The organism is Maribacter spongiae, assembly GCF_047345125.1.
Taxonomy (GTDB): Bacteria; Bacteroidota; Bacteroidia; order Flavobacteriales; family Flavobacteriaceae; genus Maribacter.
In genome coordinates this window covers 101,324-125,212 of the sequence record NZ_JBLFEQ010000008.1, presented here as the reverse complement: position 1 = coordinate 125,212, position 23,889 = coordinate 101,324, and the positions used below count along the sequence as shown (strand labels likewise).

Sequence of the window (23,889 nt, the reverse complement as noted above, 5' to 3'; positions counted from 1 at the left end):
CTTGTTCTCTATTTTGGTTTTATAATTGATACATACTCGATTTTATACAGGCAGGTTTCATGAACCTATATTCTTGCTTTTCAATATTTTTTTAGACCGAAAATAATTTCACGAATTTACACGAACCGGGAAATCCAAACCTACAACTGCCTACTGAATACCGCCTACTTCTTTATTCCCGCCCCATAACTAAGTACTCTTTTTCCCGGGTTTTAAACTTCTATATATCCTGAAAATAACGGTCAAAATAATGATGACCAGTATAGCTCCTAGAATTGGCGCAAAAATAGAGGCGATGGAAACCACTACCGCCGTACCCGTTTCCACTGTTGAGACCACCGGATTTGCCAATCCACCCGTAGTTGCAGTGGAGGCCAGTCTCCCCGTTGCCCCTACTCCCTTTATGGCCGTTGCGGTACCACCTCCGGCAATAATGGCAAGGGACCATGTAACCACCGGATCTAAATCGGCGATCGTGGAGACCATTACGGCAGTTCCGGCAATGGCGGCCAAAGGAACCGAAATACTATCCAGTACATTGTCCAACCACGGAATAAAATAAGCGAAGATTTCAACCACTGTGGCGATACCCAAAGTAAGAACCGCGACCAAACTACCGATCCATTCCCAATTTTCGTTCAAATCCCACACCCCAAAATAGGAAGCAAGACTTAAAGCGAACAAGGGCAGGAATACCCGAAAGCCTACGGATGCCGCCAGGCCTATTCCCAAAAAAATACTGATAATGGTTTCGGATGTCATTTTTTAAAGTTCAAGTATCAGATTTAAAAATAATATGTATCGATCTGTTCTTGTTTTTTTCCTTGTTACTAAATTACCCTTTTCTTAAGCAACAAAAAAATCATCCTTAAAACCAATAAGGTATAACTTTTGCTTGGCCCTGGTCACTGCGGTATATAACCAACGTAAGTATTCACGATCTGGGCCATTGGGCAAATAAGGTTGTTCCACAAAAACGGTATCCCATTGTCCCCCTTGGGATTTATGACAGGTTATGGCATAGGAAAATTTGACCTGTAGCCCATTAAAGTATTTGTTGTTCTTTACGCCCAAAAATTTCTTGTATTTGGATTTCTCGTGTGCATAATCCTTCATTACTTCCTGATAAAGCCTGTTTCCATCTTCATAGGACAGTGACGGGGACTCGGCCTTTATCGTATCCAATAACAAAACGGTCTCAAAGGGTTTCATATTGGGGTAATCCACCATCTGTACCTTCACTTCCGCAAACCGGAACCCATAGAGTTCCTTGAACGCAAAAATTTCCAAAATTTCTATAATATCCCCATTGGCAATAAATCCAGCTTCGGAATTGGGTTTCAACCAAAAGTAGTTGTTCTTCACCACCATCATATAATCCCCAACGGCCAATTCATTTTCCAAAAAGAGGATACGCTCCCTAATGTTCAAATTATATAGATTGGCCCTCTTATTGGAGCGGACTATTATAGCGGTTTCCTCCTTGCCGTTTTCCGAATAGGAACCGTCAATGGCTTCCTGTATTTCATGACCATCTACCAAACGGACAATATCCCCGAAAGGTTCCACATTAAATCGAAACTCATCAAAATAATGCCCTTGCAATTGTTCCCGAAGCAGGGTGGCATTCACCAAAATACCTGAATCCTGGGCTTGGCGCACTACTTCATCCAGTTCTAAAGGGATTACTTCCTTATTATAGTTCAAGGAGAGTTTATCCCCATCCAAGGCGGGACTCAATTGTAAATGTACCGGAGGCAATTGTGCCGTATCCCCGATCAAGATCAATTTACAATTGTGACCGGAATAGACGAACATCATTAAATCATCCAGTAACGAACCGTTCTCAAATAGCTTGGAATCGGCCGGTGTATCCGGAATCATGGAGGCTTCATCTACGATAAAGACCGTATCCCTATGTTTATTGGGAGCCAAAATAAACTGTACTCCACCCCCACTGTGTTTTTTTGGAAAATAGATTTTCCTGTGAATGGTAAATGCCCGTGTATCGGAATAATTGCCCATGACCTTGGCGGCACGTCCCGTAGGGGCCATAAGCACGGATTTCATTCGTACTTTCCAGAGACTGTTCACTAAAGTACCTATCAGCGTGGTCTTTCCCGTTCCCGCAAACCCTTTTAAAAGAAAGACTTCCTCTTTCCTGTCCCCCAAAATAAAAGCGGCCAATTTCCGCATGGCCGCTTCCTGTTTTAAGGTAGGTTCATGTGGGAACCTGGATTCCAACAAACTAAAGAAATTAACAGGTGTGAGCGGTTTCATAAAGGCTCAAAGATAAAGATGATTTTTAGGTCAAAAACTTTTCCCATTAAAAAAAAATTGTAGATTTGTGAGAACCACAAAATTAAATTAACACTTACGAAAATGAAGACCATTATACAGATTGTACTTTGGATTGGATGTATCTTTTTAGGTTACCTTATATATAACTCCATAACAGGACCTATCGAATTTAAGAAGGTCAAGCAAGAACGCTTTGGTAAGGTCGTTGCCAAGTTAAAGGACATCCGAAATTCCCAAGAAGCTTATAAAACGGTCAATGGTAGATATGCGGGGAATTTTAATAGTTTGATCAAGTTTGTGGATACCGGAAAATATGTCATTACTACGCAAAAGGATTCTTCCTTTATGCGCTATGACAAAACATATCAAATCGATTTACAAAAGGATACGGTTATTATCGATACTTTAGGATTTGTCTCCGTAAAGGATTCTTTGTTCAAAAAAGATACACGGTATAAAAACCTGATGGACGTTCCCGGGGTTTCCGGAGAGAAAATTACGATGAAAGCAAGTGTTATTGAAAAAAGTGGTTATAGGGCTCCGGTTTTTGAAGCTAAAGTCTCAAAAAGCATTTTATTGGCGGATCAACCCAAGGATTTGGTATCTCGGGAAAATGCACAGATCAGCGTAGAAGAAGTAAATGGTAGCGAAATAATAGTAGGTTCCCTACAAGAAGTTAGCACCAGCGGCAACTGGCCTCCGATCTATGACAAAAAAGACGACCAATAATCGCTTAGACATAGCGAATAGGAATTTTAAAAAATTGTCCATTCAGGTAAGCTTGAATGGACTTTCTTTTTGTGTGGCCGATACGGTTTCGCATCGGATTCTGATTTCCGATAATATAATTTTTCCAAGGGAACAAAACCCAATAACACTGCAAAAGAAACTTGCAGAGTTGATGGAAAAACACCGACTAGCACAAAAACAGTTTGACGAAGTGGTAGTGGTACACCAGAATATTTTGTTTGGATTGGTTCCCAAACCCTTGTTCGATCCCGATCAACTTTCCCATTACCTAAAATTCAATACCAAAGTATTGCCTACCGATGTTTTGGCATACGACGAAATTGAAAATCAGGATATGATGAACGTGTACGTACCCTATATGAACATCAACAATTATGTGTACGGGCTTTTTGGGGAATTCACCTATATGCACAATGGCACGGTACTGATACAATCCCTTCTCAACAATCATGGATCACTCAAAGATACCGTGTGCTACGCCCATGTAGGAAAAGAGCAATTGGATATTATAGTCATAAGGCAAAGACAACTATTGCTCTATAATAGCTTTTTGTATCGGACCAAAGAGGATTTTGCTTATTACCTTTTGTTCGTTCTGGAGCAGTTGGAGTTGGATACCGAAACCGTTGCCGTAAAATTGTTCGGTGCCATAGAAGAGGACGATGCCCTCTTTCAACTTTGCTATAATTATATACAACATATCACTATTTTTGTACCTCCCGTACCCCACCATCTGGAATTGGGCGAGCCCCAAACCAATTCCATTGACTTTACCGTACTAAACACCCTTTAATGCGTATTATCTCTGGAAAACACAAGGGCAGGCACTTAACCGCCCCAAAGAAATTACCTGTACGGCCTACTACGGATATGGCCAAAGAAGGGCTGTTCAACATCCTCAACAACAGCTATTATTTTGAGGATGTAAAAGTATTGGACCTTTTTACCGGAACGGGCAATATTAGCTTTGAGTTTGCTTCCCGTGGTGCAACGGATATTCTGGCCATTGATGCCCATACGGGTTGCGTGCACTATGTGGATAAGGTTTCCAAAGATTTGGAGATGGGTATCCGAATCCTAAAAAGTGATGTGTTCTCTTTTTTGGAAAGAAACACGGAACGGTTCAATATCATCTTTGCCGACCCTTTCTATGATATGCCTCAAGAAGATTTTGAAAAGTTGCCCGAACTGGTCTTTAAACACAACCTCCTTATGGAAGATGGGACGTTGATCATTGAACATGCCAAACAAATGAGTTTGGAGCACCTCCCCCATTTTGACCGCTTTAGAAAATATGGCGGAAGCGTGTTTAGTTTTTTTAGTGTTTAGTTTTTAACAAACCTCCTCTTGGTTACAACAGCCCTAAGAAAAGTGTTGACTTTTTGATACTAAGGAAATTTTTTCTTGACCTTATCCCACATAAACTATCGCCAAAAATAAAAACTCTTTTTATACGTATTTTCATTTTTAATCGTTTTGGTAAGAACTAAAAATACCAAATCATGAAATCATTAAGAATATTTACACTTTTCCTAGCTGTTCTTTTCCTATCTTGTGACAAAGAGGATGAAGATACCACCCCAATAGATGCTCAATCTTTAATCGGTAAATGGGCGGTAACATCTTTTATTGTAGATATAAATATAGATGGGGAAATAGCGGAAATACCACTTAACAGCTCTACCAAAAGCGTAGGCGAAAATTTTGATTATATTCTCACATTGACCGAAACAACCTATACGGTTGAAGGCAGTTATGATATTGTGACCACAGGAAAAATAAACGGTGTTCCCTTTGATGCCGATACCCAAACTATTGACAGAGTTTCTGAAACGGGAACATATAGTTTTTCCGAGGACTCCATTACTTTTGATGGTGTCTTGTTCGAATTTGATGCAAATGACGTAGAGTTTAGTGAATTCTCCGAAGACCAAGCCCTTAAGGCTTCTTTTAATACGGATGGAGAATTAGTATTCATTCAAAATGTGGCCACAGATATTGCAGAATCCCCAATCAACACATCTGTTGATTCAACGATTAAGTTAAAACGAATCGAATAAAACATCCGAATACTTGGATAAATTAAAAAAGACCGAATCGATATTCGGTCTTTTTTAATTAAGCAGGCCATAAGCCGGATTCTGTCTCCGTCAAAAAACGGACCCTTATCATTTATCTAGACCTTAAGTTACCCCAAGGCTCCAACCGCCTACCCTTCGGCTCGGACGTGCCGCCCTTAATTGCCGATTTACATGACGTTTCACCGCATAGAGTTTACCTGATTTCACTACAGCCGAACTGTACTTGCTTTCTGTTGCACTGGTCCGTCCCGATAACTATCGGGAGACGGGTGTTACCCGCTATACCGCACTATGGTGTCCGGACTTTCCTCGTTTCGCCAGAGCGAACCGCGATAAGGTGGCCTGCTAGGCGCAAATGTACTGTAATTGTTGATAACTAAGGATGATCTCTAACTTAAATACATCCAAGAATACGACACGATTTTTATATTTGTGTTAGTACTAAATCAAAATATTTTGGAACCTTTTATTGTATCGGCACGTAAATACAGGCCCCAATCCTTTAAGGACGTTGTGGGGCAACAGGCCATTACCAATACGCTCCAAAATGCCATAGACAACGATCATTTAGCGCAGGCACTTTTGTTCTGTGGGCCACGGGGCGTAGGAAAGACCACATGTGCCCGAATTTTGGCCAAACAGATCAATTCCGATGGTACGGAAAGTGCCGATGAGGATTTTGCCTTTAATATTTTTGAACTGGATGCGGCCTCCAACAATTCTGTGGACGATATCCGAAGTTTAATAGACCAGGTACGTATTCCACCACAGGTAGGAAAATATAAAGTCTATATCATTGACGAGGTACACATGCTCTCGCAATCGGCTTTCAACGCCTTTTTAAAAACATTGGAAGAGCCGCCAAAGCACGCCATTTTTATTTTGGCCACTACGGAGAAGCATAAAATCATCCCCACGATACTTTCACGTTGTCAAATATTTGATTTTAAAAGAATTACCGTTAAAGATGCTGCCGAATATTTAAAGTATATCGCAGAAAGCCAAGGGGTAAACGCCGAAGAGGACGCATTACATATCATTGCCCAAAAAGCGGATGGTGCCATGCGGGACGCCCTTTCTATTTTTGACCGTGTCGTGAGTTTTTCAGGAAAAACATTAACCCGAAAAGCGGTTACGGAAAACTTGAACGTATTGGATTACGACACCTATTTTGAGGCAACAGATCTGATCCTACAACATAATATTCCACAACTTTTGGTTTTGTTCAACAAGACCTTGGCACTCGGTTTTGACGGTCATCATTTTATAGCTGGGCTTGCTTCCCATTTCAGGGATTTAATGGTGTGTCAACACCAGGATACCATAACCTTATTAGAGGTAGGGGAAGCGGCACAAAAAAATTATCGGGAGCAATCCCAAAAGACCTCCAGCGGATTTTTATTACAAGCCCTGGATATGGCCAATGATTGCGACTTAAAATATAAGACCAGTAAAAATCAGCGTTTATTGGTCGAACTTACCTTAATGAAACTGGCCTCCATCAATTTTGATGGTGAAAAAAAAAATCCTGAATCTGTAGCACTTCAGAATACTACGGTCAATTTTATTGCCCCTTCGGCCTTTTTTCAAGAAGCTGTACTTCCAAAGAAAAATAAAGTACCCGTAGCCGAAGAAAAAACGATAGAAACAATCACGGAAGAACCCGTTACAACGGTTACGCCCCCGCCCAAGATCGAAATCGCTCCCCTTGAAGCACAAAAGGCCGGGACGGATCAAACAAGCACACTGAAACCGGAAACATCCGAACTACCTGTTAAGGAGGCAGTGGCACCGATCACTTCCCTTGCTAGTGGAGAAACAACAACGGTGGTTCAGGAACCGACCGCAAAAAAAATACAGATTTCATCACCCAACAAACGTGTTTCCGGATTATCCATTTCTAGCCTGAAAGCGAAGAAAGAACACGAACTCAATAAAATAGAGGTCGTAGTTGATGAGGATGATCTTCCCAATGAAGATTTTACAGCCGAAGATTTGCAACGTCATTGGGCCGATTTTGTGACATTGATCGATACTAAAGGCCAAAAAATCCTGGCATCCAACCTGAATACCGATGTTCCCAAACTGGGAGATAACCATACCATCCATATCGAACTGCCCAACGGCACCATGAAGAAAGAGATCGAACGGGAACAGTTCGAACTAATGACCTATTTGCGAAACAACCTTAACAATCACTTTATTCAATTGAAGATCAAAGTGAACGAGGAAAGTGCCAAGAAGTTTGCATTTACCCCAGAGGAAAAATACCAAAAACTACGGGAAAAGAATCCCGTTATAGACTTGCTCCGAAAAGAGTTCGATCTAGATCTTTGATGCCTTCTTGATTCGAAAGGCAAAAAGTAACAAAACCAGGGCTATAATCAACAACCCAAAAGCTTCCCTGCCCAATTCAACGGTCTTAATATCACCATCATTCAAATCAAATCCTTGAAAATCAGATGGGTATAAATACGTAAAGCCTATAAGTCCTAAAATCCCCAGTATCATGGGAAGGATATATCCTATTTTATCCAAGGTAAATAAAAGCGAAATCAGGGCCGCGATCGCATAAATAATTATCCATAAAAATGCATCCGGATCATTGTATTGCACTACGGCACCCAGTGTAAATAATACGGTAAACAAAAATCCAAGGAATTTAAAAAAAGTATGCATAGCTGTTAATTTAATAGGTGTGTTTTTATGACGTTATAAACATCTATTGCTTCTATCAGGTCGTTTTCAAGTAAATCCGTATTGGTCATAAGAAACGGATAATCGTCTTTATCCTCGGGAATCCTACCGTGCGAACCTTTGATCAACTCCGCTTGTAACGGAATAATATCCATGACCGTTCTAAAGCCCAGTTTTTTCTTCATCAGTTTTCCGATAACCTTGGCCATGGTCCATTTATCCTTGGGATCCGTCATCATTTCAACGGGATCATAGCCCGGTTTCTTATGGATATCCACCATTCTGGCAAAGTCCGGTGCTTTGGCGTCATCCAGCCAAAAATAATAGGTAAACCAAGAATCCTTGTCGGCAACTACCACCAAATCCCCACACCTGTCATGATAAAGGTGTTCTCTTTTGATTTCTTCTTCTGACAATACCTTTTCAACACCTTTTTGTTGCAATAACAATTTTTTTACGGCTTCCAGGTGTTCTGGATCCTTGCAATAAATATGGGCAATTTGATGATCCGCTACAGCAAAAGCATCACTGGCCCCGGCATCTAAAAGTTCCAAACCTCTTTCCGTACGTACATTCAGATAGCCATGTTGCCGTAACACACGATTAAGATGGATCGGCCTATGTACATTGGTAATCCCGTATTCCGAAAGCAATAATATTCGTGTATCTTTTGCTGTATAGTATTCGACCAATTGTTTTACTACACCATCTATTTCCCTTAAATCCTTGGATATTTTATCAAAATTCAGCCCGTAGCGTTGTAAATTATAATCCAGATGCGGTAAATAGATCAATGTTAATGTGGGGTCATACTCCTTATCCGTGAGTATGGCCGAATTCGCTATCCATTGTGACGAACGGATACTGGTCTTTGGCCCCCAAAACTCAAACAAAGGAAAAGTCCCCAAGGTTGCTTGGGCCATATCCCGTAATTCCGGTGGATGGGAATAAATATCCGGGATCTTTCTACCATCTGCCAGATAATTGGGCCTCGGTGTAATACTATAGTCCACATTGGAGTACATATTGTACCACCAAAAATGATTGGCGCAGGTAAAATTCGGGTTTTCCTTTTTTAAATCGCCCCAAATTTTAGGCGATTGCACCAGTTTATTGGATTGCCGCCAGAATTTAACCTCACATTCATCCTTAAAGTACCAACCATTCCCAACGACACCATGTTGGGAAGGCCATTTTCCCGTTAAATAGGTAGATTGCATAGAACAGGTAACGGCAGGTACTATCGGTTTTATGTATGCTCCTTTTCCCTTTTTCAAAAAAGAACGTATAAACGGTGTATGCTCTCCGACCAATCGTTTGGTCAACCCTACGACATTGATGACGATCGTTTTTTTCATCGGACGATTCTAGTTTTCAACCATTCGATCTCACGAATAATAGATTCCGTTAAGTTTTGTTTTAAATCTTTTGGAAGTACGTCCCAAGTATATGTTTCAATTTCCAAATGCTCGGAAACGACATGGTCCTTTAAATAGTCCAGGGTCTTTATGATATGGTCCTGGGTAGAAAACAAATTACCGTACCGCTCTAAAAAAATAGGGACATGAAAATGTGCCCTTAATTCTTTATGACCATCTTTTTTCTCCAGTACTTGAGGCAGGTCGTTATAGGTTTTGACGATTCCATCCTTTTGTTCCGTTACCTGATGCAAATAGGTGGGTTCATTAAATTGGGCCAAGGCGTTCCAGATACTTTCATGGTCCGGTGTCCCGAATATCACCTTTAAGGCCGCACTTACCTGAATTTTTCCCACTTGTACATCGGCCGATCTAAATTTTTTAAAAGTAATCTCCGGTTCTTCATACGCCAAGGAGAAATGGCAAATATCATAACAAATGGTGATATAACGTTTGATGAGTTTTTCGGACTCAACGTCGTTCAAATTCAATTCGTTTTCCAGTATTTTAATTCCCATAGGAATTAAATGATCGGAAAAAAAGGAAAGCACCTCATCCGTGTTCTCCAAAAGTCCGTCCGGTTCTGGTTCAATATCCAAATGCATATACTTTCCGGTGGATTTTTCCAATTGGGATAAATGCAGGGCAACTCTGATCATGTTTTCCGCCCCCTTTTCAAAGACTTTCTTTTTATCGGTAGGGGCAGCATGCCAATGCCTATAACTTATAGGGGATGTTGAAATCCCTCCGGACACGTTACTGGGCAAGAGTACCGCCAATTGATCGAAAAGCCGATTGGTGTAAACCAACCTTTCTTGTGTAGTCCAATCCGGGGCATGAACTTTATCCTTTACACGTTCGTCATGAAAATTTCCATAGGGGAATCCATTCATGGTAAACACGTAAACGTCTTCTTCCGTTAACCATTTTTGAAAATTCGCCATGCGATCGCCCATTGCCAATTCCTCGCTCGCTTTGTTGGATAAACGCAATCCCAAACCGAAAGGTTTATCCGCGGAAACCGCTTTTTTAATCTCCGGAACATACCTTTTTAGATTCTCAAAAGTAGTTTCCCAATCTTGCCCCGGATGTATATTGGTACAATAGGAAAGTTGGTATTTACCGGCAATATGCATGAACAGTTTATTTTAAGGAAAATTGATGGTTTAATTGTTGGACGGCCTGGGACATTACCTCCATATCTATGGTATGTACATCTTGTTTCTTTCCGATTTCGGAGATAAGCGTAATGGTCAACTGCCCTCCCAGATGTTCCCGAAACTCCTCAATACCATTCAATAAGCCCAAAATTTCCGATGCCGAACTTACGGGCAATGATAAATCAAAACCAATAGCCAGCATTACATCTAAAATAAACCGTAATTCCCTTTCCGAAATCAATCCGATAAGCTGTGCGTAGGTGACATCCAATGCTATTCCCTTGGCAACCGCTTCGCCATGGCGCAATTGATATCCGCTCATGTGCTCCATTTTATGGGCTGCCCAATGCCCAAAATCCAAAGGTCTGGAAGAACCCATCTCAAAAGGATCTCCTCCCTCGGCAATATGTTGCATGTGCATCTCCGCACATTTATAGATAACGTATTGCATGGGTTCTATTTGACGTTTTTGCAACTCCTGGGCATGTTCCGAGATATATTCAAAAAACTTCTTGTCCTTGATGAGGGAGACCTTAATTGCTTCGGCTATCCCCGAAACCCAATCCCGCTGCTCCAGTGTTTCAAGAAAATCACTATCATTTATTATGGCATAAGGTGGTGCGAATGTTCCCAAAAAGTTCTTCTTTTCAAAAGCATTTATGCTGTTCTTGACTCCTACTGCCGAATCATTCTGGGAAAGTACGGTCGTAGGAATCCGAATCAATTTCACCCCTCTATGGGCAATAGCCGCTGCATAACCCGCCATATCTATAACGGCACCTCCTCCTATAATGACAACAAATGAATGCCTACAAATGGCATTTTCATTGATTCCCTTAAGCACTTGTTCCACTTGGGAATCACCATTTTTGGATCGTTCTCCTCCATGCACCGTTAGTATTTGCGTATGTTTTAAATGACGATCATGATGTGCGCAATAGGATCTTATTTCATTAATCAAATCGGGATGATATCGGTCTACTCCGTCATCCACTACAAAAAACAGTCTTACAGGTTCAAAGTCCTTGTAACCTTTTATGATATCCACGAACAGCTTATTCCCCAATTGAAACAACCCTTTTGTAAAATAGAGCCTGTATTCATAGGGTACGGAAAATGATTGTTTAATGGGCTTTAATTCCATAGGTATCAAGTAACTGCGAATAATTTAGAAAGTAACAAAGATAGGGGCAAAAACAGCAATACGCCTAACGCAAGGGACCAATTTGAAAAACCTGCCATCCAACAGGCATCCATAACTATTAAGGAAAGTACACCTGAAATCACCGCTTTTTTAATTCGTTCCGGGGAATTAATCCGGTAGGCCCTTATCAAGGGGCGAAATATCAAAAAAGCGAATAATAAAAGAAAGGGGATTCCCAAAGCCAGGTTCCCGGTAAAAATATGTGTACATACAGCCATACCGATGATGACCATCGCAAAAAGTACACCTGCCCAAAGCAGATGGCTCTTGTTGTTCCCATGAACTTCACCCCGGCTGATCAAGGTAATGGCAAAAATATAGAGTACGGGAATTATAGCTATCCATGCCAATGCCACTGTTCCGATAACGGAAATACCCAGTATAAGGTTCAACCCTCTGCATATTCCCATATTCAAAGGGCCAAAAAAAGCATGTTTTTTAGCTGAGGCATCATAAGTAAATATCGCCAAGGTCAATACCAAAGCCACATAACCACTCCATTTTGTCGTTAAAAATGCCAAAATAATACCTGTTAAAAGTAAAAATATACCCCAAATCATTGCCTGGGGCAGTTTGACGATTCCCTTAGGTATTGGCCTTTCAGAGCGTTCTATGGCATCTAATTTGGCATCAAAAACATCATTGAACACTACCCCGCCGGCATATAAAAAGATCGAAGAAAAGACAAGCATGAGAACCTGAGCCGGATTTTTTTGAATAAAATCCATCATTTCAATACCATGAAAAAAAAGACCTATGGCCATACCTGCACATATATCCGCTGCTGCCGTAGGTAAATTGGCAGGTCTTGCCAAACGGACAAAACCCATAAGTTTTGCACTCATATCAAGTGATTTGATCCGTATCTATTCTTGGTGTTTGTCCTCTGAGTACACTGTTATCGTTAAACAACCGCGATTGGTCAATACCGGTAGGATTCAACCAATGTCCTTCCTTCATTTTTCCATTTTTGCCAAAAGCGTCCAAAGCGTTTTGGTAGCAGGTCTTTACTACATCTTCTTTGGCTATGCCCCGCTTCAACATCAAAGAAGCTGTTTTTGGCACGGCAAGGGGATCACTCACGCCCCAATCTGCCGAACTATCTACAATAATGTTGGTACTTCCAAATTTACGGACAACTTCCACCATGCGTTCGTTCCCCATTTTGGTCTTTGGGTAAATGGTAAAAGCGGCAATAAAACCCCTGTCCAGTACCTCTTGTACCGTTTCCTCGTTATTATGGTCAATTATAACATTGGACGGATCCAAACCATGTTCCATACATACCTCCATGCTTTTTATGGTCCCCGCTTTTTTATCCCGATGTGGCGTATGCACCTGGACCGTCATGTCCAATTCCCTGGCCATATCCAATTGCATCCGAAAGTATTTATCCTCTTCCGGGGTTTGGTCGTCATAACCTATTTCACCAATGGCGACTACATTTTCCTTATGTAGGTAAAGGGGCAATAATTCGACTACCTGTTCCGCCAGGGCCCCATTATTGGCCTCTTTGGAGTTTAAACCAATGGTACAGTAATGTTTTATCCCGAACTGGCTTGCCCTAAAAGGTTCCCAACCTACCAGACTACTGTAATAATCCTGAAATGAGCCTACTTGTGTTCTCGGTTGTCCCAGCCAAAAAGAAGGTTCAATAATAGCTACGATGCCCGCTTTGGCCATAGCTTCATAATCATCCGTAGTACGCGAGGTCATATGAATATGTGGGTCAATTATCATCATGTTATCGTCCATAATCTTTTTAACTCTTTACTGTATTCCAGGTTAATTCTTTGATTCTTATTTTATCTACAAGGGCCTTATGCTCCTCTAAAAGTATAAAAGCCTCCTTATTTTCCGAATAAAAACAGCACAATGCCGCGGCACTGTTTTCCCGGATATCATCACTGTTCAGAAGTCGTCTCATATCCGACAATAAAACCGAATTCAAAAATTTTGTGACAGGTCGCCAAAACACGGGATCTATCTTTCTTGAAGCCGCCCATCTTTCATGTGCATAATCAGATATTATTCTTGCCAAATCCTCATTGGCCCGCTGATCCGTGGAATGAATCAATGATAAATCCCTTTCCATAAAAGCGGCTTTTAGGTACATTTGGTTCCACTGTTGGTCATTGAAATACTTTGCCGGATACGGATTATTCAAGGTAATGGCATCAAATACTGTAGAGATATTGGTCCGTAATGCCGCTACGGCCGTCTCTTTAAAGGTTTCGGGACCCGGTAATAGAATCAGGAATTTCAGAAATGTTTCCAGTTCACCCGTATCCGCTACTTGAATAATATTAGCTACTTTATCCGAAAAGAACTCCTTATCGCCTTCCAGTACTCTAGAAAGCAGGTAAATTCTGGAAACCTCCAATAGATCGGCATTATGGGAACTTAAATATTCTCCGTCTTCATCTTTTTCATAAACAGGAAATATATCCGATCCAAAATCCCGCGCCAACAAACTATAGGTCATGTAAAGTTCCCTGACCGATCTGGAACTTATAATATGTGTTAATTTGGATTCTAAAGAAGCTAATATTTTAGAATCCACATTACGTTCAATTATCCGATATAATCCCAAAACTTTTCTGAAAATTTAATGGATTGCCCTTTAAAAACCACAGGGCACTTTTAAGAATAAAGTGCCTTCCCCAAAAATAAGACTTATAAGTTAAATTGGCCTGTTCATATCGCTTCAAACTACAAGAAATTTTATAAAGGTAAATTCTTAATTTTGTCAAAAGAAAAGTATGTTAGGCTTAAAATTACCCACAGATCCCAGATGGGTCAATATTGTAGAAAAAAATATAGATGATATTCTTACGGACCATGCGTATTGCGAGCAAAAAGCGGCCAGTACCGCTATCTCACTTATTGTAAGTTTTCCGGAATACACAGAATTGACCCAGGAAATGATCGCGCTATCCCGAGAGGAAATGGGACATTTTAAAATGGTACACGATAGAATCATTGCTCGTGGAAAAACCCTGGGAAGGGACAGAAAAGATGATTACGTTTTACAATTGGTCCAGTTTTTTCCCAAGGGCGGAAGCCGTACTACACAACTGGTACACCGGCTCTTGTATGCCGCCTTGATCGAAGCTAGAAGTTGTGAGCGTTTTCGTTTGTTATCGGAGGAGCTTGAAGACAGGGAACTGGCCGAATTCTACCATAAACTAATGATCAGTGAGGCAAGCCATTATACCATGTTCCTAAAATTTGCCCGCCAATACGGCGATCGAAACGAAGTGGATGAAAAATGGCAGGACTTATTGGATTATGAGGCCGAAATCATGAAAAACTTGGGCAAATCCCAAACCATTCACGGGTAGTTGTTATTGTTATTCACTAATAAAACTATTTTGAAAGCTTATCCAAATAATAATCGTACAACGCAAACTGGGAACGCACCTTTTCTTTATTATTTTCCCGATAGGCATTGTCCTGCGCCTCATTAAAGAGACGGGCTTTTACATTATCCCTCCAGGATATTTCAAAGGTATCTATCAGCTCTTGTTTAATATCCTCATCATAAATTGGACAACCAACTTCAACCCTATTCTCCAGATTACGGGTCATAAAGTCTGCCGATGATATATATATTTTGGGATCTCCTCCATTACAAAAGATAAATACCCTGGGATGTTCTAAAAACTTATCCACCACACTAATGGCCTCAATATTTTCGCTCATACCCTTAACCCCTGGAACCAAACAGCAGATACCGCGTATGATAAGTTGAATTTTTACGCCGGAATTACTGGCCTTGTAAAGCCTGTCGATCATTTTATAGGAGGTAAAGCTGTTCATTTTGATCTTGATATATGCTTCTTTCCCCGCCCTTGCGTTTTCTATTTCCTGATCTATCATCCGTTTAAACACCGCTTTGGTATAATGGGGCGATACGACCAAATGTTTGTATTTGTTGATTTTATAAGTGGTTTCAAAAAAATCAAAAACTTTGTTGAGTTCCTTAAGGATAGGTTCATGGGCCGTGAACAATGTATAATCCGTATAGATTTTGGCCGTAGATTCATTAAAATTTCCGGTACTAATGAATCCATAACGTTTCATTTGCCCTTCTTCTTCACGTTCTATAAGACAGGTCTTGCTATGCACTTTTAAGCCTGGCACCCCAAAAATAAGTTTTACACCCTCGGCCTGTAATTCCTCGGCATATCTAATATTGGCCTGTTCATCAAAACGTGCCTGGAGTTCTATCTGCAAGGTCACCTGTTTTCCATTTTTGACCGCATTGGTCAAACACGCGGCAACCTGGGAATCATTGGCCAAACGGTACACTGTTATCTTTATCGTTTTTACCTTTGGGTCCAAAGCAGCTTCCCTAAGAAATTTCAACACGTAGGAAAATGTATGATAGGGCGTATACTGTAAATAATCTTTTTCGGCTATCTTTTCAAGCAGGTTTCCTTCCAGATGTAACCCTTTTACAGGAAGCGGGGTGATTTTATCGTATAATAGATCTTTCCTTCCCAAACTGGGAAAGCCCATATAATCCCTTTTATTATGATATCTACCCCCTGGGATAACACTATCCGTATCCTCTATTTCCATTTTCTCTTTGAGAAATTCCAAGGTATCCGTACCAATATTCTTGTCATATACAAAACGTACCGGATCACTTATTTTACGGTGTTCTACGCTTGAATATATTTTTTCGATAAAACTTTTGCTCAAGTCATTGTCGATATCCAGTTCGGCATCGCGGGTAATCTTGATCATATGGGCAGAAACCGAACTATAATCGAACATCGGGAATATGCTATCCATACAATAGCGTATAACGTCGTCCAGCATGATTACATAGTCCTTATTCCCTTCTTTGGGTAACACCACAAAACGATCGATTCCTTTGGGAATCTCTATCAAGGCATATCTTTTTTCCCTTCTGTCCGAAGTTTGTCGGGTCCGATCGTCCCGCTTCAATATCATTTTAACGGCCAAATATGCCGCCGTATCCTTTAACAGGGGAAATTCCGCCAGATCATTCAGGATAATGGTCATGAGCTGGGGGCTTACTTTTTGAATAAAATATTTCTTTATAAATTTTGCCTGATTTTCAGAAAGTTGGGTTTCCCTTAGTAAAAAAACATCGTGGTCCTCAAGTTCTTTTTCTACGCTTTTTAAAATTGCTATACTCTTTGCCTGTTGTCTTATGACAATTTTTGTAATCTCCTCTAACAAATCTTTGGCCTTTTCACCACCCAATACGCTTTTACCGGTTTTTCCCGACTCTACTATACGCTTTACGGTAGCGTAGCGTACCTTAAAAAATTCGTCCAGATTGTTCGAAAAGATTCCCAAGAACCGCAGTCTTTCTATCAACGGTACATTTTTGTCCGCACTTTCCTGTAACACCCTTTCATTAAAGTGCAACCAACTGATCTCTCTATTTATATATTGATTTTTACTCTTCATCATCCTTTTAATTGTTTTGGGAATATGATCTGTTCGGTTTTGCCTTGATGGATAGACCGCCATGAATTGGTCTGGAACGTTATGGACACCAAACCGCTTGTGGGGACATTTTCAATATACTTATCCCCTAAAGTATTGGCTATATGGGTAAAGGCGTGGTTGTGGCCAAAAATTAAAATAGTCTGGAGGTTATCATCCGAACCCTTGATAAAATCCAATACTTGATTTCCGGAAAAATCATACAGTTCTGGTGTTACTTTAAATTTTCCCCATGGATATCGCAGTATTCTCAAACAAATTGTAGCGGTATGTAATGCCCTGTTCGCCGGGCTTGAAAAAGCAAAGTCGATGGAAATCCCTTTTCCTGCAAATTCCGAACTTACCAAATGAGCATCATTCATTCCTCTTTGTAAAAGGGGGCGATCCTGATCGCTTACATCATATTCCCATGAGGATTTTCCATGGCGCATCAACACTAAATTCTTCATTATAAATCTTCGATTTAAGGTGCCAATCGCTCCATTTTCCAATTATAATCCTCCATTAAGGTATAGCGTATCCGATCATGCAATCTATTGGGCCGACCTTGCCAAAATTCAATAGATATCGGTTTTACAATATATCCTCCCCAATATACGGGTCTTTTAATTTCTTTTCCCTCAAATTCCTTTGTTACATGTCGCAATTGCCTTTCCAGATCTTCCCGGGAATCAATTACGCTGCTTTGGTCGGAAACAATGGCCCCAAGCTTACTCCCCTCCGGTCTGGATTCAAAATAACCGTCCGACAAATTTTCCGCTATTTTTTCCGCCTTTCCCTTTATAATGACCTGGCGTTCCATACCGGGCCAAAAAAAGGACAGGCAAACATTAGAGTTATCCGTTATGGCCTTTCCTTTTTCACTTTCATAATTCGTATAAAAAATAAAGCCTTCATGCGTATATTTTTTGAGCAGGACAACCCTGCTTTTCGGATAACCATCCAAACCGATCGTAGCTAGCGTCATGGCATTGGGTTCGTTTACGGTATCCGATTTTTCCACTTCATAAAACCAGGTCTGGAACAATTGCATGGGATTATCCGATATGTTACCTTCCGATAACACACTTTTTTCGTACGATTTCCTGTAGTTCCCTAAATCTTTCTGCATAGTTTCATACTATAAAAACAAGATACTCAAAGTTCTTGAAAAGAAGGGGAATTTGGAAGAAAGTATGCCGCTTTTGTAGTGTATTTTTGAGCAAACCGTGAAATGCGCAATTCCTGATGATCAAAAAAAATTAAACCAATCTTATAACTTCCTAAAAATCAAAGGATTTTCCATCTTCTGCCAACACTGTGTTCGGAAAAACTACGGATGCTTCTTCTTTAAAAAGTTCTATGGATTTGTAACGGGTGGAATAATGTCCTAAAACAAGGGTATCTACCCCGGCAGATTTTGCAATTGTCGCCGCTTCCTTGGCTGTTGTATGCTTTGTTTTGGCCGATAAATGAGCTTCTGAATCCAAAAAGGTAGCCTCATGATATAACACATCAACATTGCTGATTTGGGGGACAATATCCGGTTTGTAGGCCGTATCACTACAAAAGGCATATGATTTTGCCGGAACGGGATCAAATGTTAGTGTTGTATTGGAAATTTTGTCCCCATTATCAAGAACAATGTCCCGGCCTTTTTTAATATTTTGAAAATAGGCCTTATCTATCCTATATTTAGCTACGGCCTCAATATTCAACCTTCGTTCGCCCAATTTTTCCCTAAACAGAAATCCATTGGTATATACCCTGTGATTTAAAGGTATGGTCTCTACCGAAACTTTATCGTTCTCAAAAACCACTGTTTTTTCCTTTGAAGTCAATTCATGAAAAATTAATGGATAATTCGTCCATGAATCTCCCAATTTTAACAGCAGCGTTATGGCTTCTCTAATTCCTTTTGGGCCGTAAATGTGTAACTCTTTATCCCTGCCTAAAAGCCGAAATGTAGAAATCAATCCCGGCAGACCAAAAAAATGATCTCCGTGAAGGTGGGAGATGAAAATATGATCGATCCTGGAGAATTTGACCTTGTTTTTTCGCAACTGTATTTGAGTACCCTCACCACAATCTATCAAAAACATGTGATTTTTAATCTCCAACACCTGTGAGGTGGAGTTGGTCAGCGTTCTTGGTGTAGCGGCGTAACAGCCTAGAATGGTCAATTTCAAAATCCCAGGTCCCTTTCTATCTCCTCCATTTCTATAATATCCCGGGCTTCTTGTAAGGTTGGTGCCACTATAATTTCTTCCGGGGTCTCTTCATAGGTTACCTTATCCGTAACGATTACAAAGGACTTTCCCCTACTCCTATGGGTATTGGAAATATTGAGAAATTCCAGAACATCGCCCGCAGTCAAGTCATTAAAAGTGAACAAGTTTAAAATAAGATTATCATTTTGAAGTTTTGGATAACCTTCATTCAAGTTCTTTAAAAAAGTAGTTAGGGATATTTTTTCCTGATATACCGTAGTAATGGTTCCATCCTTATTAAAAATCATAACCTTATTGTTTAATTTTGGAAGCCAATAAATAAATAACCGCCATTCTAACGGCGACACCGTTTTCTACCTGATTCAAAATGATGGATTGTTTTGAATCGGCCACATCACTGGTTATCTCCACTCCCCTGTTTATGGGCCCTGGGTGCATAATCACTATTTCCTTGTCCAAGTTGTCCAACAGGGCTTTGTTTACCCCAAATTGCTGGGTATATTCCCTGGTAGTAGGAAAGTAACTAATGTCTAGCCTTTCATTTTGGATACGGAGCATATTGGCCACATCGCACCAATTCAATGCTTTTTTAAGATCGGTTTCCACCCCTATCCCCAATGATTCAATATGTTTTGGCAACAAGGTCCGTGGTCCACAGACCTTAACGTTGGCACCTTGTAATTTTAAGGCGAATATATTGGACAGGGCCACCCTGGAATGCAAAATATCCCCCACTATCACTATATTTTTACCTGCTACGTCGCCCAGTTTTTCCCGAATTGAATAGGAATCCAATAACGCCTGTGTAGGATGTTCATGGGCACCATCGCCGGCATTAACAATAGAGGCTTTTACGTGTTTGGACAAAAATATGCCCGCTCCCGGATTTGGATGGCGCATAACGACCATATCTACCTTCATGGAAAGGATATTATTGACCGTATCTATCAAAGTCTCCCCTTTTTTAACGGAAGACTGGCCTGCCGAAAAATTAAGCACATCCGCAGAGAGTCTTTTTTCGGCCAGTTCAAAAGAGAGTTTTGTTCGGGTACTATTTTCAAAAAAGATATTGGCAATGGTTATATCCCGTAATGATGGGACTTTTTTAATGGATCGGTTTATGACTTCCTTAAAATGGTCCGCAGTTTCAAAAATGAGTTGAATATCCGCTTCTTTCAGATATTTTATTCCCAATAAGTGATTTACACTCAGTTCGCCCATCCTTATCTATTGATCAAATATATTTTATCCTCACCATCGTTCTCTTGCCACATGACCTTTACTTTTTCATTGGCAATGGCATCTACCTGTCTCCCCCTATAATTGGGCTGTATGGGCAGATGACGGCTAAAACGCCTATCGATCAGCGTTAAAAGTTCTACTTCGGAAGGTCTTCCAAAGGACTGTAAGGCCGTTAACGCCGCATTGATACTTCTTCCCGTGTACAATACATCATCTATCAGTACCACTTTTTTATCCTCTATCAAAAAATTGATTTTTGTCCTGGTAGCTTCCAATGGCTTATCACTTCTTCTAAAATCGTCCCTGTAGAACGTGATGTCCAAAAACCCCAGGTCAATTTCTTTCACCCCATATTCCTCCTTTAGGATTTTACACAATCGTTCCGCTACAAAAATACCACGTGGTTGAATCCCGATCAATACCGTGTTTTTAAAATCCAAATGGTTTTCAAGAAGTTGACAAGCCAAACGGTGCAGAATGATATTTATTTCTTTTGAGGAGAGTAGTACTTTTTGACCCATAGTAGAGCATCCACACTTTTAGCTCCACAAAAATAGGGAATTCTTCTAAATGATCTTTGATCGATTTATAGCTGTTGATCAAAAAGAGCCGTAGTATTCAAAATATAGCGCCTTAATGCCTTGTTTTAATGAGTTCAATATCTACAAACCTTTGAAAACAAAAAGGTCCCGACATTTTGTCGGGACCTTCGTATTATCTACAAAAATTATGGTTTACTTCTTCTTTTTAGAATCTGCTTCCATTTTGTCCTTTAACGCTTGTAATGCATCGTTGGCATCGCCCAAGGTAGGCTTGGCCTCGTCTGCTGCTGCAGCCTGTCTTTTAACGGCAGCTTTTACATTGCGTTGTTCCTCTTCCCGGAAAATTGCGGTATGACTTGCCACTACACGTTTAAAGTCTTTGTTGAACTCAATGATCTTGAATTCAGCTTCGTCGCCTTTTCCAAGTTTTTTACCATCTTCTTTTTCCAAATGACGTTGTGGAATGAAGGCCGTAATATCCTCATTAAAGTCTATGGTAGCTCCTTTGTCCACCACCTCTGTAATGGTAGCCGTGTGAACAGTATCCAAGGCAAACTCCTTTTCGTATTTGTCCCAAGGGTTTTCCGTGGTCTGCTTATGGCCCAAGCTCAATTTGCGTCCTTCAACATCCAGTTCCAATACTTCAATTTCCAAGGTATCACCTACATTGGTGAATTCAGATGGATGTTTGATTTTCTTGGTCCAGGAAAGATCGGAGATGTAAATCAACCCATCTATACCTTCTTCAAGTTCTACAAAGACACCAAAGTTGGTAAAGTTACGTACGATACCCTTATGTCTTGAACCAACAGGGTATTTAGAGGTAATATCCGTCCATGGGTCTGGGGTCAATTGCTTGATACCCAATGACATTTTACGATCTTCTCGATCCAATGTCAATACTACCGCTTCTACCTCGTCCCCTACTTTTACAAAGTCCTGTGCGGAACGTAAGTGTGTAGACCACGACATTTCGGAAACATGGATCAATCCTTCAACACCTTCCACTACTTCAATGAAAGCACCGTAATCTGCAATAACGACTACTTTTCCTTTTACTTTGTCACCTACTTTGATCTCATCGCTAAGGGCTTCCCAAGGATGTTTCTCCAATTGTTTAAGACCTAATTGGATCCTGGATTTATTTTCGTCAAAATCAAGAATTACAACATTCAATTTTTGATCTAACTCCACAACCTCGTTCGGGTGGTTGATCCTACTCCAGGAAAGATCGGTAATATGTACAAGACCGTCAACACCACCCAAATCGATAAAGACACCATAAGAAGTAATGTTTTTAACAATACCTTCCAATACCTGTCCTTTCTCCAACTGGCTAATGATCTCTTTTTTCTGTTCTTCGATATCCGCCTCGATCAATGCTTTATGCGATACCACAACGTTCTTAAATTCATGGTTGATCTTCACCACTTTGAATTCCATGGTCTTGTTCACATATTGATCGTAATCACGAATCGGTTTCACATCTATCTGGGAACCTGGCAAGAACGCCTCAATACCGAATACATCAACGATCATACCTCCTTTGGTCCTGCATTTTACAAAACCGCTAACGATTTCTTCTTTGTCATGGGCCGCATTTACACGGTCCCAAGCCATAATCGTTCTTGCTTTTCTATGGGATAGTACCAACTGACCACTCTTATCCTCTCGGATATCGATCAATACTTCTACTTTATCCCCGACCTTTAAATCCGGATTGTAACGAAACTCGTTCAAGGAGATTACCCCTTCGGATTTTGCGTTGATGTCAATAATAGCTTCCCTATCCGTAAGATACACTACTTTGCCCTCTACTACTTCCTCATCTGCGGTATCTACAAAGTTTTCCGCGACCAATTCCTCAAATTCCTTTAATTTGGAATCCTCGACACGCTCAATACCTTGCTCGTATTTTTCCCAATCAAAGTTTTCCAGAAATTCTTTTGGATCTTGAACAGGGGCCTGTTCTTTAGTTTCTTGAACTGTCTCGGCAGTTTCAGGAGTAGCTGTTGTAGTTTCTTCTACTTCAGCCGTTGTTTTTTCTTCAGCCATTTGCTGATAATAATTTGTATTTCATAATACCTCAAGAGTTAAGCATCTATTATGAAAGAAGTTAAAATAGTTTTTTCTTGCCCTTTTTCCTCTTGAATAGTTTTGCAAAAAAGGAGTGCAAAAATACAACTTAATTGCCTAATAACAAACATTTAAAACCCAAGACTTTGGCTTAATTTGTATTTGCCGATTTATTATCGGGATAATGATCCAAATATCCTTATCTTTCATTTTATAAATATTAACCATTAAATTTTAAGACAATGAGTGTAAAAGCAAAATATCAAGAGGTATTAAATCTTGGTGAGCAATTAGGAATCAAGGGTGGAAGCGTAACAGAAGAGGGCGGTGTACTCAAAATAAAGGGTGAAGCGAACACCCCTTATGAAAAAAATCTTTTGTGGGATAAAATAAAGCAACTAGGAGGTGAAAACGCTTCGGACATCAAAGCCAATATTACCGTTACCGATGATTCCGTGTACCACAGGCACGTTGTTAAAAGCGGGGAATCCCTAAGCAGAATTGCAAAGCATTATTATGGTGACGCTATGAAGTACAAGCAGATTTTCTCCGCAAATACCAATATTTTAAGCAATCCGGATGTGATTCATCCCGATCAGGTATTGGTGATTCCAAATGCGTGAGAGAATGCTAGGTGCTAGAAAGTAAAAATCCCGTTGAAAATAACGGGATTTTTTTATCTGTTTTCGTCCTTGGACCAGACCGGTTTTGAAAACCT

The 23,889-nt window shown here is 40.4% G+C and carries 24 protein-coding genes and 1 other RNA gene; 7 read left to right on the top strand and 18 right to left on the bottom strand.

Annotated elements, in window-relative coordinates; genetic code table 11:
* Nucleotides 1-189 precede the first annotated feature (189 nt).
* Nucleotides 190-762 carry a DUF4126 domain-containing protein gene (locus ACKWB9_RS12345; protein WP_414003329.1) on the bottom strand — a complete coding sequence of 191 codons (573 nt, stop codon included), beginning with the start codon at nucleotides 760-762 and terminating at the stop codon, nucleotides 190-192.
* An 84-nt stretch (nucleotides 763-846) separates the two neighbouring features.
* Nucleotides 847-2,280 carry an ATP-dependent DNA helicase gene (locus ACKWB9_RS12340; RefSeq protein ID WP_414003328.1) on the bottom strand — a complete coding sequence of 478 codons (1,434 nt, stop codon included), beginning with the start codon at nucleotides 2,278-2,280 and terminating at the stop codon, nucleotides 847-849.
* Between the two features lie 102 nt (nucleotides 2,281-2,382).
* On the opposite strand from ACKWB9_RS12340, the gene ACKWB9_RS12335 reads away from it, so the two are divergent.
* From ACKWB9_RS12335 to ACKWB9_RS12320, 4 genes are all read left to right on the top strand, one after another.
* Entirely contained in the window at nucleotides 2,383-3,030 is a 648-nt protein-coding gene (locus ACKWB9_RS12335; RefSeq protein WP_414003327.1) for a hypothetical protein, read from the top strand.
* Nucleotides 3,008-3,844, top strand: coding sequence for a DUF3822 family protein (locus ACKWB9_RS12330; RefSeq protein WP_414003326.1), 837 nt, complete (start codon nucleotides 3,008-3,010; stop codon nucleotides 3,842-3,844). Before ACKWB9_RS12335 ends, ACKWB9_RS12330 begins: the two co-directional genes overlap by 23 nt.
* On the top strand, nucleotides 3,844-4,380 hold the full coding sequence (locus tag ACKWB9_RS12325) for an RsmD family RNA methyltransferase (protein ID WP_414003325.1): 537 nt from the start codon (nucleotides 3,844-3,846) through the stop codon (nucleotides 4,378-4,380). The genes ACKWB9_RS12330 and ACKWB9_RS12325 overlap by 1 nt, the downstream gene beginning before the upstream one ends.
* 173 nt (nucleotides 4,381-4,553) lie before the next feature.
* Nucleotides 4,554-5,111: a hypothetical protein gene (locus tag ACKWB9_RS12320; RefSeq protein WP_414003324.1), complete on the top strand. Its 558-nt coding sequence runs from the start codon at nucleotides 4,554-4,556 to the stop codon at nucleotides 5,109-5,111.
* 55 nt (nucleotides 5,112-5,166) lie between these two features.
* Here the strand turns inward: ACKWB9_RS12320 and rnpB are convergent.
* An RNA gene (rnpB, locus tag ACKWB9_RS12315) (RNase P RNA component class A) lies at nucleotides 5,167-5,481 on the bottom strand.
* A 107-nt stretch (nucleotides 5,482-5,588) separates the two neighbouring features.
* Between rnpB and ACKWB9_RS12310 the strand changes: the two genes are divergently transcribed.
* Complete coding sequence (locus ACKWB9_RS12310) at nucleotides 5,589-7,469, top strand: DNA polymerase III subunit gamma/tau (protein WP_414003323.1); 1,881 nt, start codon at nucleotides 5,589-5,591, stop codon at nucleotides 7,467-7,469.
* Here ACKWB9_RS12310 and ACKWB9_RS12305 read toward each other — a convergent pair.
* Genes ACKWB9_RS12305 through ACKWB9_RS12275 form a run of 7 tightly spaced genes read right to left on the bottom strand, consistent with a single transcriptional unit; the run spans nucleotide 7,458 to nucleotide 14,204 of the window.
* Nucleotides 7,458-7,811, bottom strand: coding sequence for a transmembrane 220 family protein (locus ACKWB9_RS12305; protein WP_414003322.1), 354 nt, complete (start codon nucleotides 7,809-7,811; stop codon nucleotides 7,458-7,460). The genes ACKWB9_RS12310 and ACKWB9_RS12305 overlap by 12 nt on opposite strands.
* Before the next feature lie 5 nt (nucleotides 7,812-7,816).
* The gene (locus ACKWB9_RS12300; protein ID WP_414003321.1) at nucleotides 7,817-9,187 is read right to left on the bottom strand and encodes an alkaline phosphatase family protein; all 1,371 of its coding nucleotides are present in this window, start codon (nucleotides 9,185-9,187) and stop codon (nucleotides 7,817-7,819) included.
* The gene (eboE, locus tag ACKWB9_RS12295; RefSeq protein ID WP_414003320.1) at nucleotides 9,184-10,383 is read right to left on the bottom strand and encodes a metabolite traffic protein EboE; all 1,200 of its coding nucleotides are present in this window, start codon (nucleotides 10,381-10,383) and stop codon (nucleotides 9,184-9,186) included. Before eboE ends, ACKWB9_RS12300 begins: the two co-directional genes overlap by 4 nt.
* A 7-nt stretch (nucleotides 10,384-10,390) precedes the next feature.
* Entirely contained in the window at nucleotides 10,391-11,551 is a 1,161-nt protein-coding gene (locus ACKWB9_RS12290; protein WP_414003319.1) for a 3-dehydroquinate synthase, read from the bottom strand.
* A gap of 5 nt (nucleotides 11,552-11,556) precedes the next feature.
* Nucleotides 11,557-12,456, bottom strand: a complete 900-nt coding sequence (gene eboC / locus ACKWB9_RS12285) for a UbiA-like protein EboC (protein WP_414003318.1) — start codon at nucleotides 12,454-12,456, stop codon at nucleotides 11,557-11,559.
* A gap of 1 nt (nucleotide 12,457) precedes the next feature.
* The gene (locus ACKWB9_RS12280) at nucleotides 12,458-13,366 is read right to left on the bottom strand and encodes a TatD family hydrolase (protein ID WP_414003317.1); all 909 of its coding nucleotides are present in this window, start codon (nucleotides 13,364-13,366) and stop codon (nucleotides 12,458-12,460) included.
* Between the two features lie 7 nt (nucleotides 13,367-13,373).
* Nucleotides 13,374-14,204, bottom strand: coding sequence for an EboA domain-containing protein (locus ACKWB9_RS12275; protein ID WP_414003316.1), 831 nt, complete (start codon nucleotides 14,202-14,204; stop codon nucleotides 13,374-13,376).
* Nucleotides 14,205-14,373: 169 nt separating this feature from the next.
* Here ACKWB9_RS12275 and ACKWB9_RS12270 point away from each other — a divergent pair, with 169 nt between their 5' ends.
* Nucleotides 14,374-14,955, top strand: coding sequence for a MiaE family protein (locus ACKWB9_RS12270; RefSeq protein ID WP_414003315.1), 582 nt, complete (start codon nucleotides 14,374-14,376; stop codon nucleotides 14,953-14,955).
* Nucleotides 14,956-14,980: 25 nt separating this feature from the next.
* Here the strand turns inward: ACKWB9_RS12270 and ppk1 are convergent, their stop codons facing one another.
* The 8 genes from ppk1 to rpsA form a co-directional block, all read right to left on the bottom strand.
* Complete coding sequence (gene ppk1 / locus ACKWB9_RS12265; protein WP_414003314.1) at nucleotides 14,981-17,065, bottom strand: polyphosphate kinase 1; 2,085 nt, start codon at nucleotides 17,063-17,065, stop codon at nucleotides 14,981-14,983.
* Nucleotides 17,062-17,550, bottom strand: coding sequence for a SixA phosphatase family protein (locus ACKWB9_RS12260; protein WP_414003313.1), 489 nt, complete (start codon nucleotides 17,548-17,550; stop codon nucleotides 17,062-17,064). Before ACKWB9_RS12260 ends, ppk1 begins: the two co-directional genes overlap by 4 nt.
* A gap of 14 nt (nucleotides 17,551-17,564) precedes the next feature.
* Nucleotides 17,565-18,212: a pyridoxamine 5'-phosphate oxidase gene (pdxH, locus tag ACKWB9_RS12255; protein WP_414003312.1), complete on the bottom strand. Its 648-nt coding sequence runs from the start codon at nucleotides 18,210-18,212 to the stop codon at nucleotides 17,565-17,567.
* Between the two features lie 151 nt (nucleotides 18,213-18,363).
* Nucleotides 18,364-19,269: a ribonuclease Z gene (locus ACKWB9_RS12250; protein ID WP_414003311.1), complete on the bottom strand. Its 906-nt coding sequence runs from the start codon at nucleotides 19,267-19,269 to the stop codon at nucleotides 18,364-18,366.
* The gene (locus ACKWB9_RS12245) at nucleotides 19,266-19,598 is read right to left on the bottom strand and encodes a ribonuclease Z (protein WP_414003310.1); all 333 of its coding nucleotides are present in this window, start codon (nucleotides 19,596-19,598) and stop codon (nucleotides 19,266-19,268) included. The genes ACKWB9_RS12250 and ACKWB9_RS12245 overlap by 4 nt, the downstream gene beginning before the upstream one ends.
* A gap of 4 nt (nucleotides 19,599-19,602) precedes the next feature.
* Nucleotides 19,603-20,532, bottom strand: coding sequence for an aspartate carbamoyltransferase catalytic subunit (locus ACKWB9_RS12240; protein ID WP_414003309.1), 930 nt, complete (start codon nucleotides 20,530-20,532; stop codon nucleotides 19,603-19,605).
* Between the two features lie 2 nt (nucleotides 20,533-20,534).
* Nucleotides 20,535-21,074 carry a bifunctional pyr operon transcriptional regulator/uracil phosphoribosyltransferase PyrR gene (gene pyrR / locus ACKWB9_RS12235; protein ID WP_414003308.1) on the bottom strand — a complete coding sequence of 180 codons (540 nt, stop codon included), beginning with the start codon at nucleotides 21,072-21,074 and terminating at the stop codon, nucleotides 20,535-20,537.
* A gap of 213 nt (nucleotides 21,075-21,287) precedes the next feature.
* Nucleotides 21,288-23,150 carry a 30S ribosomal protein S1 gene (gene rpsA, locus ACKWB9_RS12230; RefSeq protein ID WP_414003307.1) on the bottom strand — a complete coding sequence of 621 codons (1,863 nt, stop codon included), beginning with the start codon at nucleotides 23,148-23,150 and terminating at the stop codon, nucleotides 21,288-21,290.
* Nucleotides 23,151-23,413: 263 nt separating this feature from the next.
* Between rpsA and ACKWB9_RS12225 the strand changes: the two genes are divergently transcribed.
* Entirely contained in the window at nucleotides 23,414-23,794 is a 381-nt protein-coding gene (locus ACKWB9_RS12225) for a LysM peptidoglycan-binding domain-containing protein (protein ID WP_414003306.1), read from the top strand.
* Nucleotides 23,795-23,889: the final 95 nt, after the last annotated feature.

Excerpts from the sequence above, each read along its gene's own strand:
- ACKWB9_RS12345 (WP_414003329.1), bottom strand. The coding sequence starts at position 762 with ATGACATCCGAAACCATTATCAGTATTTTTTTGGGAATAGGCCTGGCG.
- ACKWB9_RS12340 (WP_414003328.1), bottom strand. The coding sequence starts at position 2,280 with ATGAAACCGCTCACACCTGTTAATTTCTTTAGTTTGTTGGAATCCAGG.
- ACKWB9_RS12335 (WP_414003327.1), top strand. The coding sequence starts at position 2,383 with ATGAAGACCATTATACAGATTGTACTTTGGATTGGATGTATCTTTTTA.
- ACKWB9_RS12330 (WP_414003326.1), top strand. The coding sequence starts at position 3,008 with ATGACAAAAAAGACGACCAATAATCGCTTAGACATAGCGAATAGGAAT.
- ACKWB9_RS12325 (WP_414003325.1), top strand. The coding sequence starts at position 3,844 with ATGCGTATTATCTCTGGAAAACACAAGGGCAGGCACTTAACCGCCCCA.
- ACKWB9_RS12320 (WP_414003324.1), top strand. The coding sequence starts at position 4,554 with ATGAAATCATTAAGAATATTTACACTTTTCCTAGCTGTTCTTTTCCTA.
- ACKWB9_RS12305 (WP_414003322.1), bottom strand. The coding sequence starts at position 7,811 with ATGCATACTTTTTTTAAATTCCTTGGATTTTTGTTTACCGTATTATTT.
- ACKWB9_RS12300 (WP_414003321.1), bottom strand. The coding sequence starts at position 9,187 with ATGAAAAAAACGATCGTCATCAATGTCGTAGGGTTGACCAAACGATTG.
- eboE (WP_414003320.1), bottom strand. The coding sequence starts at position 10,383 with ATGCATATTGCCGGTAAATACCAACTTTCCTATTGTACCAATATACAT.
- ACKWB9_RS12290 (WP_414003319.1), bottom strand. The coding sequence starts at position 11,551 with ATGGAATTAAAGCCCATTAAACAATCATTTTCCGTACCCTATGAATAC.
- eboC (WP_414003318.1), bottom strand. The coding sequence starts at position 12,456 with ATGAGTGCAAAACTTATGGGTTTTGTCCGTTTGGCAAGACCTGCCAAT.
- ACKWB9_RS12280 (WP_414003317.1), bottom strand. The coding sequence starts at position 13,366 with ATGGACGATAACATGATGATAATTGACCCACATATTCATATGACCTCG.
- ACKWB9_RS12270 (WP_414003315.1), top strand. The coding sequence starts at position 14,374 with ATGTTAGGCTTAAAATTACCCACAGATCCCAGATGGGTCAATATTGTA.
- ppk1 (WP_414003314.1), bottom strand. The coding sequence starts at position 17,065 with ATGATGAAGAGTAAAAATCAATATATAAATAGAGAGATCAGTTGGTTG.
- ACKWB9_RS12260 (WP_414003313.1), bottom strand. The coding sequence starts at position 17,550 with ATGAAGAATTTAGTGTTGATGCGCCATGGAAAATCCTCATGGGAATAT.
- pdxH (WP_414003312.1), bottom strand. The coding sequence starts at position 18,212 with ATGCAGAAAGATTTAGGGAACTACAGGAAATCGTACGAAAAAAGTGTG.
- ACKWB9_RS12245 (WP_414003310.1), bottom strand. The coding sequence starts at position 19,598 with ATGATTTTTAATAAGGATGGAACCATTACTACGGTATATCAGGAAAAA.
- ACKWB9_RS12240 (WP_414003309.1), bottom strand. The coding sequence starts at position 20,532 with ATGGGCGAACTGAGTGTAAATCACTTATTGGGAATAAAATATCTGAAA.
- pyrR (WP_414003308.1), bottom strand. The coding sequence starts at position 21,074 with ATGGGTCAAAAAGTACTACTCTCCTCAAAAGAAATAAATATCATTCTG.
- rpsA (WP_414003307.1), bottom strand. The coding sequence starts at position 23,150 with ATGGCTGAAGAAAAAACAACGGCTGAAGTAGAAGAAACTACAACAGCT.
- ACKWB9_RS12225 (WP_414003306.1), top strand. The coding sequence starts at position 23,414 with ATGAGTGTAAAAGCAAAATATCAAGAGGTATTAAATCTTGGTGAGCAA.